Consider the following 14,073-nt stretch of genomic DNA (forward strand, 5'->3'; position numbering starts at 1 on the left):
CCACCGCGGGCGAAACCCTTCGGAAGGGACATCTCCTTGAGATCGGCAACACCGGGAATCTTGGCGGCTGTTTTGTTCCATACGCTGACAATTCCGCGGTTATATACCGTCTGGATCCAGAACTTGATGGGCTCCTTGACCAGGGACTTCAGGCCGTCCCAGATCTTCCCAAGGCCCTTTTTCAAGGTCTCGAAGGCACCCTTCATGCCGTCGGCGAACTTGTCCAAGCCCTTGCGGACGGCCGCCCACGCGTTGGTGGCCGTGGACTTCACCGCGTCCCACAGGGACTGCCAGGCGCGAACAACGCCGTCTCTGACGGCCCGGAAAATACCCAGGGCCCGGTCTCGGAGACTGGTGAACCAGCTGACCGCACCGTTGACAATGTCGGGGATGATCGAGTGGCCGAGGAGGATGTCGAAGAGCCAGGTGAAGCCCTCCACGATTTTCGTGACGACCTTGACGACGATCTCGGCGAGTTTGGTCACCATCTCGATGACCCACACAACGATCGGGATCAGGAACGCCAGCGCCGCACCCAGCACCCCGGTAAGCAGCCCGGCCAACTGTACGAGCAGCGGCATCAGCGGCACGATCACCGACAGCGCCAGCTGCAACAGCGCGGGCAGCAATTGGAGTACGGCCATGACCAGGTCGACTACGGCCGGGATTAGTGGCAGCAGCGTGGGCAGCAGTTGCAGCAGCAGGCCGGCGAGTTGACCGATGATCGGGGCCAGGGCCCGCATGGCCGTTCCGAGGAACTGACCGAACAGGCCGGCGATCTGGGAGACGACCGGGGCTAGCGGTGTCAGGACGGCGGTCAGCAGCTGTACCAGGATCTGAACAACCTGGATGATCACCGGGATGAGTGGCATCAGTGCCGGGATCAGGGCCTTGATCGCTGTGGCGAACAGTCCGGCCATCACTGCGGCGATCTGCGCGAACAGGCTGATCAGTGGTGTCAGGACGGGGGCTATCGCCTCGAAGACCTGGGCGATGAGATCGCCGACCAGTTGCACGACGGGGATGAGTGCGGCAATCACGATGCCGAGCGGGCCGGCGACCGCCTGTACCAATTGCACGATCACGCCGACGACCGTCGACAGCACTGGGGCCAGCGCCTGGATGATTGCCCCGAGGAGTAGCCCGATCGGTGCGAGGAGTGGGGTGAGGGCGGTGACGATGCTGATGATCCCGGTGCTGATCAGTTCGATCACCGGCAGCAGGGCGTTGATGATCGGCATCAGGGCCTGGCCGAGCGCCTGAGCCAGCAGGGCCAGCACCGGCGTCAAGGCAGTGGCCAGTGCGGTCACAACCGGGGCCAGGGCCGCGAACAGGGGCAGCACCGCCTGGATGACCGCGCCCAGGGTTCCTGCAATCAGGGAGGCGATGGCCTGCACTGCGGTGAAGATCGCGGTCAGTGCGGCTTGCACTTCCGGCAGTGCCGTGACCCGCCGAATCTCCTCCAGTGCGGCGCCGACGACGGCAAAAAAGTCCCCTCCTCCAGCTGCCGCAGCGCCGAACACGTTGGAGAAGATGCCGCCCAGGTCCGCGAGGACCCCGCCGAACGCCACCGCGACATCCAAGGCGGTACTGATGGCCTCTTCGAGGCCGCCGTTCTCCAAGCCGACGGCAAGCTTCTCCACGGCCGTATCCATGGCGTTCCCGGCGCCCGCGGTGATGCGGTCCCATGCCGGCCCGGCGGCGATGGTGAGCTGGGCGAGTCCGGTGACGATCTGGCCGGGGATCTGGGCAAGGTTCCCGAGGCCGTTGCGGATGACGTCGAACGTGCCCTTGAGTTGCCCGGTCTTCTCCAGGTTGCCGACGGCGGTGAGGGCGTTTTTGCCCATGGTGCTGAACACGCCTGCCAGCCCGACAAGCCCTGTGCGCACCGTGGGTAGGACTTGCCCGCCGACTGCCTGAAGCCGGGTGCCGAGCCCGGCAAAAAGAGCATCTTGAACATCGAGACGCATGGCCCGCCAAGCGGGGGCCATGGACTGGAGGATGCCCACGAACTGGCGGGCGTTCGGGGAGAGTTTGGCGAGGGCTATGTCGAGAGCTGACGTTTGTGTTGCGGCGGTCGCCTGTGCGTCCGCTACAGCACGGGCAGCATCGGCGACAGCACGGTGGGCGTCCGCGACGCTGCGCTCTCGCTCCTCCACCTGCTCGCCTGCGGCCCGGATGCGCTCGCGGGCCTGCACCACGGCCTCAGACCCGGACACCCCGGCCCGGTTGGCGGCGGCCGTGTCGACCTGAAGGCGCTTCTGCTGCCGGGACTGCTCCTCGGCGGACGCTTTGGCCCACTGAAGGGCAAGGTCAGCCTGCTGGATTTGCAGCTGGGTGGCGGCGGGGTCGGTGCGCACATTCTGCAGATCAAGTTCGGCCTGCGACACGTCGAGTGCGGCCTGCTTCTGATCCAGGGAGCCCCGTCGGAGGCGCTGGTTCATGTCCTCCAGGTCGCGGGCGGCCTGCCGACGCGCGGCGGACAGTTCGGCCTGGGCTGTGCGGGCGGCACGCTGCGCCTGGGTCAGGGACCGCTCGGCGTCGGCGACACCGCGCTGGGCGTTCGCCAGGCCGCGCTGTGCCGTCTCTACCTGCCGGGTCGCAGTTGCCGCCGCTTTGGATTCTGCCGGCACGGGGGTGAATGCGGCTTTGATCGCGTCGCCGATGCCGCTTGCACCGAGTTTGATGGCGGCGAACGCGCCGATGAGGGTGAGGATTGCCGGTGCTGCGACAGCTGCGAGCGGGCCCATCTGGGCGATGGACGACCCGAGGGCTGCGACCTGCGGCAGGGCAAGGAGGGCTGCCGCGGCGACGGCGAGGATTCGGCTGGACAGCATGCCCATGCCGCCGCTGGATCCGCTTCCACCGCCTCCGAGGGCGCCGAGGGCTGCGGTGAGGGCACCAAGTCCGAGGAGCCGGGTGCGGATGTCGACGGTGCGGTTGCGTGTCAGGAACGCGAGGGCGGTGTTCGCCCCGGTGGTGTCGGCCCGTGCGGTGACTCCGACTTCGCGGCGCCTGGTGAGGTTGGCGATGTCTGCGGCGGCGACCCTTGTGTCGACGTCGACGCCGATGCGTACCCGCTGGCGGCGGGACAGGTTGCGCAGTTCGTCGGCGGCGACACGAGTGTCCATGACGGGGCGAATGTTGACGTTACGGTCGGCGGTGAGCTTGTCGAGAGCCTTCTCGACCCGCTTGTACGCCGCGTCGTTGATCTTCGCTGCCACGTCGACTGTGGTCGCCCCGAAGCCGGCAAGTTTCGCCTTCGCCGCGGTGTCGTCAAGTTGTGCGGTGATCCGGACGGTGCGGTCGCCGATGAGCCGGGCGATCGCCGTCTTCGCCGCTTTGTCGTCAAGACTGGCGGTGACCTTCACTGTGCGCGGGTCGGTGAGCTTCCCCAGTGCGGTGCGGGCAGCCGTGTCATCCAGGGACGCGGTCACCTTCACCGTGCGGTCCGTGGTCAGCTTCGTGAGCCCTGCAACCGCCGCCGTGTCGTCCAGCGTCGCCGTCAACTTGATGCCGCGGTCGGCGGTGAGCGCCGTCAGGCCGGCCGTGGCCGCTTTACTGTCGAGGTCGACGGTGGCCTTGATGGTTCGAGGCTTGGCCAGTGCGTTGAGGGCCGCGGTGGCGGCCTTATCGTCAAGGTCCACGCGCACCGTGACGGCGGGTTTCATCTTCGCGAGTCGAGCCTCAACCTTCGCCTGGAACCCATTGGCGAACGAGTCGCCCGCAGCGGATCCGGCCTGCGTGGCGACGGGCCGCATGAACTGACCGGCGGCACGCATGGCATTCGGCAGGCCGACCTTGAGCCGGGCGCCGATGGCGTCCGAGAGTGCGTCACCGGCGGTTTCGCCAGCCTTGAGTGCGATGGGGGGCAGCTCGACGCGGAGGCGGTCGCCGAACGTGCTGAGGTCCGGGATGAGACTGACCCGGGTACGTCCGACAAGTTCCGGTCCGGCCACGCTGCCCTCCCCTCCTACTTCGCCGCTTCAAGTTCGCGGATCTTGCTGGCCCAGTGGTCGATGTCCGCGTCATCGGCCGGGGTGCTCGCGGTGGGCGAGTAGCGGTCGAGGATCGCCATCGCCCGCTTCTCGGCTGCCGCTTCCTGCCGCGCCTTTTCTTCGTCGGCCTCCATGCGAGGGGGGTCGATGACGGCCATGTCGGGCGGGTTGCCCTTGAGGTGGGCGGCCCACAGGACCCGGATCATCAGGAGGATTGCGTTGTAGGTGGAGGCGACGGCGTAGGTGTCCTGCGTCCACCGCCGCCCGTCGAGGTCTCCGGCGGCTGCCGCTTTGGTCGCGGAGTTCTCCGGTAGGTGCTCGACCAGGTCGCGGAGTTCGGCCCAGTTCATCGAGCCTTCGCCCCAGGACATGGCCCAGAACTCGTCTAGGCGGCGGCCGGGGTAGTAGCGCTGGATGTCGGCTCGGAGGGCTCCTGGGTGCTCTCGGAGGAGGGCGAGGAGCTGGAGTCTTCCCCCGTGTCGGTGCCCGCCTCCCCGTCCATCTGCTCGATGATTTCCTTGAGTTCACCGACGGTGAGGTGGGCGACCTTGACGAGCCGGTCGAACGCTTCGACGGGGCGGGCGATCTCGCGAAGAACGTTGAGGTTGGCGTTGCCGCCCTGCTCCTCGACCTGCTCGATCACTTCGAGGGGCCAGTTGTCCTGTACGGGGAAGGTGCAGGTCTCCTCGACGCCGTCGGCGTTTTCGAAGACGACATCAACGAACTGGACCTTGGCGGCTGATGCGCGCTGTGCGCGCATCTGCTGGAGGCGGATGACCTTGCGGTTCGGCTTACCCATGGCATTGGTTCCTTCTCAGGCGGGGACGGGGCGGGGGTCTTGAAGTGGTGGCCCATCGCGCCGCCCCCGCCCAGGAGATGTGCGCGACAGGCCACCAGTCGGGGGCTTAGCCCTCTTCCTCTTCCTCGGGGACAGGAACGTCCGTGATGAAGTGCTGAACGGCCTGCCCGCCGCCGGGGGCGGTCAGGGCGCCGAATGTCAGCTCGAAGTTGGACGAGTTCTCAGGCGAGTGCTGGCGGGCGCCTCGGTCCGAGACGCCGCAGCGGGCGATCATGATGCGGTGGTACTTGCCGCCGTAGATCACGTCGAGGCCGAGGGCGATCTCGACCTTGTCCTGGGTTGACCCGGAGCCGAAGCTGACGAACTGCTTCTTGCCTGCCGCCGCGGCGGTGGACGTCATGTTCGTCATGAGGACCTGGTAGTACAGGGACAGAAGGCGGGCGGTTGTCTCGCGGAACGTCAGCTTGAACGTCTGGTCGCGCTTCTTGGCGAGGTCGACCACGGGGGCGTCTTCGCCCCAGGCGTCCAGGGTGGTGCGCTCTTCCGCCATGGCCTCCTCAAGACCGTCGGGGGTGATGAACCCCATGTCGACGAAATCCGCCCCCCACGCGATCTCGGGTCCGAGAGGGAACGTCGCGCCGATCTCGGCCGCATACGCTTTGCCGGCTGTACCGACGATGATGTTGCTGGCGTCGCCCACGATGGGCCTCCTAGCTTGTCGGGAGGGGTGGGCGGACGCTCATCCCCAAGGTCATGCCGACACGGGCGACACCCGTGCCAGCTTCTTCGGGTCGGTCTTGCGGCCCGGTCTCCTCCGAGATGCCAGTGACCGTGCCGTCGGCCGTTGACTGGCCGGGGAGCAGTTCCCATTCGGCGCGCGCCCGCAGGGCCAGGCGCATCGCGGCGCCGTCCGTTTCCGCGTAGCAGTCGACGGAGAATCGGGGCCGGTCACGGCTGGCGGGATCGGACCAGCCGCGCATATCCGATGTGCCGCCGATCCGCAGAACCCGGACCGCAGGCATGATCGCGTTGAGCGCGCGGCCTTCGGGCAGCTTCGACGTGATGTGCACGTCGGGCATGGCCAGGCCGAGCAGTTCGACAGCGATCTGCTTGGAGTCGGGGAGGATCAGCGGCGTGGTCACTTGGCAGGCGCCTTCGGGGGTTCGGTGGTGACCTGCTTCACCGGGGCCTTCTCGGCGGACTTCGCGGCTGGCGCATCGACGGGAACGGCGTAGCCCTTCCAGGACTTGACGTCTTCCGCACGCACCTCGATTACGTCGCCGGGCTTCTTGCCTTTGTTCCAGAAGGTGAGCTTCAGCTTCACCAGGTCGGGGTCAGACATCGTGGTCGCCTCCTGCGGCGTCTAGGGCGTGGCTGAGGTTGTAGCGAGGCGGGTGGATGGAGCGGCCGTTGCGGTCGGTCTGCCGGGTGCCGTGCTCCACGTAGATCGCGTAGTGCACGTCGGTGTCGACATGGACGGTGCCGTCGGCGTCGGGCTGCTTCACGCGGTGGATCGACTCCTGGTAGTCGCCCGTCAGCACCGGGGCGGTGGCCTTCGCGACCGCCACCACCTGATCCATGCGGGCTTCCATGTCGTCCTGGACCTGCCGGGACAGGGCCAGGGCCTCGATGGCGTCTTCGAAAATCTCAACGTCGCTCATCCGGCCACCTCCAGGAGCTTCACGACCTGGCCACTGAGCGGGCCTGCCACCTGGGAATCGGCCGGCACGCCGTCGACCTCCCACGTGCGCCCGTCCCACACCACCCGCTGCCACTCCGAAACCCGAGAGGCGCGGCGCGGCATGAACAACTCGGCCGTAGTGACCGTCCGGTCGCGGGCCTCCGTCGACTCCGAAGCGCCCGTGTAATCGATCGTGCAGCCGTATACCGGGGTCTCGGTGGCGTGCTCCCAGTCCCGGACCTCGGCGTTGTAGTCGCCGACCACGAGAGGTGCATCAAGGAGCGTCACCGTCTGACGACCGATCAGGCCCGGCATCAGCCCACCACCAGCGGATGGAACGTCAGCAGCCCCGCCACGCGCAGTACGTCCACCGCGGCATCGCACAGCTTCGGCGTCGCACTCAGCCCCGAACTGCCACCGCTGCGGGCGAACCTGGCGAACGATCGCTTCCCCGCCGTCATCGACTGCACATCGGACAGGGCGCCCGTCTCGTCATCCCGCTCGACCATCCAGTGCACCTGCCGCACGCACGCCTTGGCGAGTACGGCCAGCACATCGGGGTCGTCCACGTCATACGCCACCCCGTACAGGGCAACGTTGATCGCGTCCGAGGCCTGTTCCAGCAGGCGCACAGCGGTCGCCGGCGCAGGCTCGGGAGCGAGCCAGTCGGCGAGTTGAGGGACGGTCGCGTAGGCCATGGCTACTCGTTGCCGTCCGCGTCTTCGACGACCTGGACGTACTCCTGAAGATCCTTCTTCGTTGCCGCCGCAGCGTCCTCCTCGGACATGCCGAGGGACACCGCGTAGGCCCGCCAGTCGTCGACCTTCGCTGCCGCCGCGGGCTTCTCCGCAGACCCGCCAGGGTCGGTGGGTTCCGGTGTCTTCGGGGCGGCCGGCGCTTCCGGCTCCGAGGAATCCTCGGTCACGCGGGACAGGTGCCCGCTCAACACCTGCTTCGCCATCTCAGAGTTGAGCGGCTCGTCGAGCAGCACGATCAGACCGCCCGGGCCCCTGTACTTGCCGGCCGCCATCAGAGCGCCCGAGGAAGCTTGAAGACGGTGATCGCACCGGTGTGACCCGAGGCGAAGTCGACGTACAGCTTGGTGCCCGGCTGCTGGAACCGGGCGCTGGTGAACGGACCCAGCCACTCCACCCCCGAGGTGAGCGCGACGGGCTGGACAAGGTCGCCCTGTCCGGCCATCCAAGCGGCGGAGCTGGTACCGGCCTTGACGGTGACGGAGTGGGCCGAGGAGTGCGTGTTCGTGACCCGGATCAGCGTGTGCTCCGGATCGGCGTCGTTGATCACGACACCGTTGGTGACGAGGGTGGAGTCGACCGTGGTCCCCGCCACGTCGGTGAGGTGGTTGTTGGGGACGAGGGGCGTGTACGGAACTGCGGTACGAGGCATGGGGTGGGCTCCCGGGGTCTGGGTCAGATGAGGCGGCGAGGATCACGCCGGGCGCGAATCACGCGGGGTCGATGAACGCGACCGCGATGCCGTTCGGGCGCACGAGCTTCGCGCCGTACACGTGCAGACCACGGACTGCGTCAGCGAAGGTGTTCGGAAGCCGCAGGGCCTCGGTCTCCAGGATCTGGTCGGCGTAGGTGATCGCACCGGGGTAGCCGGCCTGGATGACCTGGGTGTCGCCGGACGGGTTGGGGGCGTTGTTCGACATGAGGATGTCGAAGCCCGCGGCGCGGCCGATGATGCCGTTGCGCAGACCCTCGCTGGTGCCGGAGGCGTCGACCTTCACGAACCGGTCGTCCTGGAGGAGGCTTCCTTCCAGCTCCGGTGTGATGACGACATAGCGGCCCTCGGTGGGAGCACTGGCCCGGTTAAGCCTGGTGCGGAGCGGGATGAGGATCTTGTTGTAGGCGTCCGTCGGCGTCGTGAACGTGTTGACGGGGGAGCCTGTGGAGCCGACCGTGTTCGCGGCGGCGACCCCGGTGTAGAGGCTCGCGACGTAGGCGTCGGCGGCGTCGCGCATCTTGTACGCCGAGTTCGTCGCCATCTTGGCCATCGGATTGACCCTGGCCTGCGCCTTGTCGACGTCGTCGAGCTTGAAGGCGAAGAACTTCTTCCGGTCGATGATCAGGTCGACGCCCGCAGTCTCGATCTCCTCGTAGTCGAGGTCGACATTGGGGTCGTAGTCGCTGACCGTCGGGTCACCGATGGTCGTGATGTGCACGCTCTGGCCGAAGTTCTGGATCTCGCCCTCGTAGTCGCTGTTTACGAGCTGCGGCTGGGCGTAGACGAGACTGTCGCGGAGTGCGTCGAGGAGCAGTGCGCTCCAGATCTCAGGCTTGAAATTGGCGACGGACAAGGGAGGCTCCTAGGGTCAGCCTCCGCCGCCCAGGTAGGTGTTGAAAAGCCCTGCCTTGGTGGCTTTGGCGATCTCTGCGGGGGTCATGCGCTTGCGGTCCGCCTCGCCCAACTGCCTTTTGCTGCCCGGGGCCCCGTCCATCGGTGCGCCACCCGCGGGGGTGGGCTCCGGTGTCGGCTCGGGCGCCTTGGCCGCGAGCTTCTTGTTCGCCTCCACCGCCGCCTTCACGGCCTTGCCGACCTCGGTGTCGAAACCGTCGGCGGCCGGGTCGAGTTTGGCGATGGCATTGGCGAAGGAACGGGAGTCGAGCAGTGCGTCAGGGTCCCCACCGTGCGTCCCGGCCGTCTTGTAAACGGCGAGTTCAACCGTGGTCTGGCGGGCGCGATCGTCGGACGCCTTGGTCCGTGTCTGCTCCTCGGCCAGTTTCTTGGTCAACTCTTCCGGGGTGAGCGGCTTCTCCTCGTCGGGCTCCAGTCCGAGGGCGGCGGCGAAGCGCTTCTGCATCGCCGCCTGATCGTCTTGGGCCTTTTGCTCCGCGGCTTCACGCTTGGCCTTCTCGGCCGCGACGTCTCCGCGGAGGTTTTCGACAAGCTTTTCGAAGCGGGCGGGGTCGAAGTCGCCTTCGAACTTGGGCGCCTTGGCCTTCGGTTCGGTGGCGGGCTCTGACGGTTCGGCGGGGTTGGCGGGTGCGGCCGGCTCTGGCGGAGTCGGTGCGGCCGGGGGTTCGGGCGGGGTGGCCGGCTGGGTGTCGGGTTCCGTGGTCGGTCCCTCGGGTGGTGCGGGCTGGGCGGGGGTTGTCATCTCGGTGCCTCCTTGGGCGGCCTACACGCTTGTGCGGCGCCTTGTCCGCAACGTGTTGACCCAGATGTTAACCCTGAACCTGCCTCAATGCTGCACAATCGAAGGTCATAGCGCAAGATGTCCTTAGATTCAAAGGATCGGAGGTGGGTAATGGCAGCCAGCAGCACCGCAGCAGCCGCAACCGCGCAGCAGCACCCCGCCGCCATCCGCCGGCTCGAAACCCAAGCCGCCGCCGCAGCGGTCCAATCCCTCGCGGAAGCGCTCGCCGAGGCCCAAGCCGCCGCAACGCAGCGGTGGTTGCACAGCACGTCCGCCGCACAGACCGCACCAGCGGAAAGCGCACTGGCGAAACTCATTGCAGCCGTCCGCACCGCGCTCGCAACCGCGTTCCGAGGGCAGGGCAGTCAGGCCCAACGCGCCATCCAGCGCGCCGCGTTCACCGCGGCGCAGCTCGGAGCCCAACAAGCCAGCAGCCTGGTCGTCGACATGACCGGCACCCGCCCCCCGGCCGTACAGCCGGTCATCGGGCCCGACGCGAAAGCCGCAGCCGACGGTGCGCCCGCAGCCGTCGAGGAGGAGCACCAGCACGCCCTCACGCTGCTCACTACTGCCAGCCTTACCGCGCTCGGCCTCAGCGGGCTCCTCGCCGTTTTCAACCGGGCAAGGCGGGCCATCGGGCGCATCACCCGGACCATGGCCGTCGCCGTAACCAGCGCAGCCGCCTGGGGTGCTACCGCCGTCGCCCGCGCCATCGGCCCCACTGTGCGCCTTCTGTGGGTGACCGAGCCAGGCGCCTGCCCCTCGTGTACCGCTTACGCCGGGCGTTCGATTCTGCCCGGCCAGGAGTTCCCCGGCGGCCTGTCACTCGACACGAGGGGCACCCGGTTTCCGAGCGCTATCAGCGGTCCGCCTCGCCACGTTCACTGCCGGTGCTCGCTCGTTCCCTACCTGCGCGAATGGCACACGGGCGGTACGCCTCTACCGCTGCTGCTCCGGCGGCACGCACGCACTGGAGGCCGCTGATGGCTGCTCGTCGAACACCCCGCCCCATCACGAACGCCGACCGTGATCGCGTCGCCGAACTTCACTCACAGGGCAAGTCGCGCAACGACATCGCCGAGATCATGGACCGCAGCGGCAGCACCATCAGCAAGATCGCCGAAAAGCTCGGGCTCACCTTCGAACGCGGACCCGAAGTCGCCTCCGCCACAGCCGCCCGTCAAGCGGACCTTGAGACGCGGCGCCAGCTCCTTGCCACCCGATTCATAGACATCGCCGAAGACTCCCTTGACCGCATCTACCGGGAAACCACGGTGTTCAGCTTCGGCGGCAAGAACAACGACTACAACGACCACACGTTTTCCGAGGCGCCCATCGCGGACCGCGTCAAGCTCATGACCGCCGCCGCCATCGCCGTCGACAAGTCCCTGAAGCTCGCGCCGGCCGAGACGAACGCTGGCCTGGACGCGGCGAAGTCGATGCTCGGCAGCCTGGGTGCCGCCCTGTCGGAGTACGTGCGGGCCGAGGATGAGACCGACGGCGAGGCGTAGCTGGTGACGATGCTGGAGTCGTTGCCGCTGTCCCGGAAGCAGGTGAGGTCTGTTGCCGAGTCGACAACGAAGATCTCCTGCTGGGAGGGCGCGATTCGCTCCGGCAAGACCATCGCGTCCCTGCTCAAGTGGCTGATCTTCATTGCGAGCGCCCCCACCACGGGCGAGCTTGTGATCATCGGGAAAACGTCCCAGACGATTCACCGGAACCTGTTTCTGCCGCTACAGAACTCAGCTCTGTTCGGGGCAATCTCCGCGTACATCCACTACACGCCCGGTGCGCCGACCGCGATCATCTTGGGCCGCGTTGTGCACGTGATCGGCGCCAACGACGCCAAGTCGGAACCGAAGATCCGAGGCATGACGATCTGCGGCGCCTACGTCGACGAGGTCACTCTTGTTCCGCAGGTGTTCTTCGAGCAGCTCCTCGGTCGCATGTCAGTCAAGGGCGCCCAGTTGTTCTGCACCACGAACCCAGACAATCCGGCGCACTGGTTCATGCGGGACTGGCTGTCCCAGGAGGGCACGAAGCCGCTGCGCCGGTTCTCGTTCACGATCGACGACAACCCGTTCCTCGACGCCGACTACGTGCGCGACATCAAAGCCATGCACGAGGGCCTCTTCTACCGCCGGTTCATTTTGGGCGAATGGGTCGCCGCAGAAGGCGCAATCTACGACTCCTGGGACCGGGACCGACACATCGTCACCGCCCTCCCAAAGGCCGGCATCCACCGGTGGATCAGCCTGGGTGTCGACTACGGCACAAAGAACCCGTTCCATGCTGTACTCCTCGGGTTGGGTGCGGACCGGAAGCTGTACGCCGCGGCGGACTGGCGGTACGACTCGCGGCAGCAGAAGCGTCAGCTCACGGATGCCGAGTATTCGCAGCGCATGCGGGCATGGCTCGGCGATGTGCCTGGGATCGGGCCGGTCCGCCCGCAGTTCGCCTGTGTCGACCCATCGGCGGCGAGCTTCAGCACGCAGTTGCGCCGGGACAAGCTGACGCCGACCGCAGCGAAGAACGACGTCATGGACGGCATCCGCACGGTGAGCAGTCTCCTTGCCGCGAACAAGCTGCTGGTCCACGCCTCCTGCAGGGACTTGATCACGGAGATTGGCGGCTACTCCTGGGACGACCAGGCCGCGCTCCGTGGCATCGAGCAGCCCATCAAGGTTGCTGATCACGGGGTGGACGCACTCCGCTACGCGATCTTCACCACCCGTGCTCTGTGGCAGCGGCATCTCGCCCTGGCCGCCTGATCGAAAGGACCCGTCATGCCGCTGCCCCCTTCCGGCAACACCTCGTGGCCGCCGCCCCAGTTGGAAATCCCGCACGCCGACATGGACATGTGGCAAGCCTGGTACTCGGGCAACACGGATCATCTGGCGGCTGTGTACGAGGTCGACAAGCGGCGGGCCGGCGGAGAGGAGCTGCGCATGTTCTGGGGGCGGCAGCCTTCCCCTGGGCAGCAGGCGGCGAAGCTGCACGTTCCGGTCGGCGCCGACATTGCGGAGATGTCCGCGAACCTGCTGTGGGCGGATGTTCCGGCGGTGACGGTCGACAAGGACTCCACCGATGCCGTGACCGCGAAGACGACGCAGGCGCAGATCGGCCGGTATCTGGACGACCGCGGGCACGCGAAGATGCGCGAGGCTGCGGAGGCGACGGCCGGGCTGAGCAACGTGTACCTGCGCGCGGTTTGGGACACAACGCTGCGGCCCCGGCCGTGGACGGATGTTCTCCCGGCGACGGCGGTGATCCCGGAGTGGCGGTGGGGGTTCCTTGCCGCGGCCATCGTGTGGCGGGAGCTGCCGCCGCTGACGGACCAGTCGAAGGTGTGGCGGCTGCTCGAATATCACACGCCGGGCACCATCGAGTACGGACTGTACGAGGGCGGCGTTGGGGTGCTCGGCACGCGCGCGGACAGCCTGGCCGCCCACCCCGACACCGAGTACCTGGCCGAACGCGCTGACGACCAGGGCCGCCAGGCGACGGGCATCAACCGCCTGCTGATCACGCATCTGCCGAATGTGCTGCCGAACAGAACTTGGGACGGGATCCCCGGCACGGCACCGCTGGGGCGCTCGGATTTCGCCGGCGTGGAGCCGATGATGGACGCCCTGGACGAATCCTGGACGTCCTGGATGAGGGATCTTCGGCTCGGCAAGGCGAAGCTTGTCGTCCCGCAGTCGATGCTGGACACGGACGGCCCGGGGACAGGCGCACGCTTTGACCTGGACAAGGAACTCCTTGTCGCCCTGTCCGGGCTGCTCGGTGCGGAGACAATGAAGGACTCGATTAGCGAGATCCAGTTCAAGATCCGGGTTGAAGAACACGAGGCGACGTGCAAGGCGCTGCGCCGCCAGATCTTGTCCTCTGCCGGCTACTCCGCCCAGTCGTTCGGTGAGGAGGGCAACGTCGCGGTGACCGCGACGGAGGCCGTGGCCCGCAAGGAGGAGTCGTTGGCAACCCGGGGCACGAAGCTGCTGTATACGCGGCCCGCACTGATTGAGCATCTGACGACGTTGATGATGGTCGACGTCCGGCACTGCGGTGCGAAGGGTGTGGACCCGGCAGCCGAGTTGACGGCGTCGTGGCCGCAGGCGGTGCAGCCGGATCAGGAGGCGACGGCCCGCACATTGTCGCTGTTGGATTCGGCGGGGGCAATCAGCACGTTCATGAAGGTCAAGATGCGCAGCCCGGAGCTGGATGACCCGGAGGTCATGGAGGAGGTTGAGCGGATCCGCGAGGACAGGTCATCGGCGGTTCCGGCCGGGGATCCGTTCAACACGGGCGGTGGGGTCGCGGACGACGAAGACCCTGATACTGAAGACGGGGACGAGGAAGCCGAGTCCGCCGCCAACGACGATGAGGATGAGGCGGACGGGAAGCCGGGCCTGAAGGCTGCGTGACCCGTTGG

16 protein-coding genes and 1 pseudogene are annotated in these 14,073 nt (G+C 67.2%); 4 read left to right on the forward strand and 13 right to left on the reverse strand.

The features are described 5' to 3' along the window. The 13 genes and pseudogenes from ACFWU9_RS08035 to ACFWU9_RS08095 form a co-directional block, all read right to left on the reverse strand. A pseudogene (locus ACFWU9_RS08035) lies at positions 1 to 3,959 on the reverse strand (peptidase M23); the annotation flags it as partial. 14 nt (positions 3,960 to 3,973) lie between these two features. Continuing rightward, complete coding sequence (locus tag ACFWU9_RS08040; RefSeq protein WP_384315556.1) at positions 3,974 to 4,369, reverse strand: hypothetical protein; 396 nt, start codon at positions 4,367 to 4,369, stop codon at positions 3,974 to 3,976. Positions 4,370 to 4,383: 14 nt separating this feature from the next. Beyond that, positions 4,384 to 4,797: a hypothetical protein gene (locus ACFWU9_RS08045; RefSeq protein WP_384315557.1), complete on the reverse strand. Its 414-nt coding sequence runs from the start codon at positions 4,795 to 4,797 to the stop codon at positions 4,384 to 4,386. A 106-nt stretch (positions 4,798 to 4,903) separates the two neighbouring features. Next, complete coding sequence (locus tag ACFWU9_RS08050) at positions 4,904 to 5,497, reverse strand: phage tail protein (protein ID WP_384315558.1); 594 nt, start codon at positions 5,495 to 5,497, stop codon at positions 4,904 to 4,906. A gap of 10 nt (positions 5,498 to 5,507) precedes the next feature. Continuing rightward, the gene (locus ACFWU9_RS08055) at positions 5,508 to 5,939 is read right to left on the reverse strand and encodes a hypothetical protein (RefSeq protein ID WP_384315559.1); all 432 of its coding nucleotides are present in this window, start codon (positions 5,937 to 5,939) and stop codon (positions 5,508 to 5,510) included. After that, positions 5,936 to 6,139 carry a hypothetical protein gene (locus ACFWU9_RS08060; protein WP_384315560.1) on the reverse strand — a complete coding sequence of 68 codons (204 nt, stop codon included), beginning with the start codon at positions 6,137 to 6,139 and terminating at the stop codon, positions 5,936 to 5,938. Before ACFWU9_RS08060 ends, ACFWU9_RS08055 begins: the two co-directional genes overlap by 4 nt. Further along, a complete protein-coding gene (locus ACFWU9_RS08065; RefSeq protein ID WP_384315561.1) occupies positions 6,132 to 6,458 on the reverse strand; it encodes an HK97 gp10 family phage protein in 327 nt (108 codons plus the stop codon). The genes ACFWU9_RS08060 and ACFWU9_RS08065 overlap by 8 nt, the downstream gene beginning before the upstream one ends. Further along, positions 6,455 to 6,793: a hypothetical protein gene (locus ACFWU9_RS08070; RefSeq protein WP_384315562.1), complete on the reverse strand. Its 339-nt coding sequence runs from the start codon at positions 6,791 to 6,793 to the stop codon at positions 6,455 to 6,457. The genes ACFWU9_RS08065 and ACFWU9_RS08070 overlap by 4 nt, the downstream gene beginning before the upstream one ends. Continuing rightward, positions 6,793 to 7,176 carry a hypothetical protein gene (locus ACFWU9_RS08075; protein ID WP_384315563.1) on the reverse strand — a complete coding sequence of 128 codons (384 nt, stop codon included), beginning with the start codon at positions 7,174 to 7,176 and terminating at the stop codon, positions 6,793 to 6,795. The genes ACFWU9_RS08070 and ACFWU9_RS08075 overlap by 1 nt, the downstream gene beginning before the upstream one ends. A gap of 2 nt (positions 7,177 to 7,178) precedes the next feature. Further along, entirely contained in the window at positions 7,179 to 7,469 is a 291-nt protein-coding gene (locus ACFWU9_RS08080) for a hypothetical protein (protein ID WP_384315564.1), read from the reverse strand. A 38-nt stretch (positions 7,470 to 7,507) separates the two neighbouring features. After that, complete coding sequence (locus ACFWU9_RS08085) at positions 7,508 to 7,885, reverse strand: hypothetical protein (RefSeq protein WP_384315565.1); 378 nt, start codon at positions 7,883 to 7,885, stop codon at positions 7,508 to 7,510. Positions 7,886 to 7,943: 58 nt separating this feature from the next. Beyond that, entirely contained in the window at positions 7,944 to 8,801 is an 858-nt protein-coding gene (locus ACFWU9_RS08090; RefSeq protein WP_329390251.1) for a P22 coat protein - protein 5 domain protein, read from the reverse strand. A gap of 15 nt (positions 8,802 to 8,816) precedes the next feature. Continuing rightward, positions 8,817 to 9,602, reverse strand: coding sequence for a hypothetical protein (locus tag ACFWU9_RS08095; protein ID WP_384315566.1), 786 nt, complete (start codon positions 9,600 to 9,602; stop codon positions 8,817 to 8,819). A gap of 150 nt (positions 9,603 to 9,752) precedes the next feature. Here ACFWU9_RS08095 and ACFWU9_RS08100 point away from each other — a divergent pair, with 150 nt between their 5' ends. From ACFWU9_RS08100 to ACFWU9_RS08115, 4 genes are read left to right on the forward strand one after another with little or no spacing between them, the layout of a single operon-like run. After that, complete coding sequence (locus tag ACFWU9_RS08100; RefSeq protein WP_384315567.1) at positions 9,753 to 10,625, forward strand: hypothetical protein; 873 nt, start codon at positions 9,753 to 9,755, stop codon at positions 10,623 to 10,625. Beyond that, positions 10,625 to 11,152: a helix-turn-helix domain-containing protein gene (locus ACFWU9_RS08105; protein WP_384315568.1), complete on the forward strand. Its 528-nt coding sequence runs from the start codon at positions 10,625 to 10,627 to the stop codon at positions 11,150 to 11,152. Before ACFWU9_RS08100 ends, ACFWU9_RS08105 begins: the two co-directional genes overlap by 1 nt. A 9-nt stretch (positions 11,153 to 11,161) precedes the next feature. Further along, the gene (locus ACFWU9_RS08110) at positions 11,162 to 12,412 is read left to right on the forward strand and encodes a PBSX family phage terminase large subunit (RefSeq protein WP_384315942.1); all 1,251 of its coding nucleotides are present in this window, start codon (positions 11,162 to 11,164) and stop codon (positions 12,410 to 12,412) included. A 15-nt stretch (positions 12,413 to 12,427) separates the two neighbouring features. After that, on the forward strand, positions 12,428 to 14,065 hold the full coding sequence (locus tag ACFWU9_RS08115; protein WP_384315569.1) for a hypothetical protein: 1,638 nt from the start codon (positions 12,428 to 12,430) through the stop codon (positions 14,063 to 14,065). Positions 14,066 to 14,073 lie beyond the last annotated feature (8 nt).

Source organism: Streptomyces sp. NPDC058653 (genome assembly GCF_042716895.1).
Taxonomy (GTDB): domain Bacteria; phylum Actinomycetota; class Actinomycetes; order Streptomycetales; family Streptomycetaceae; genus Streptomyces.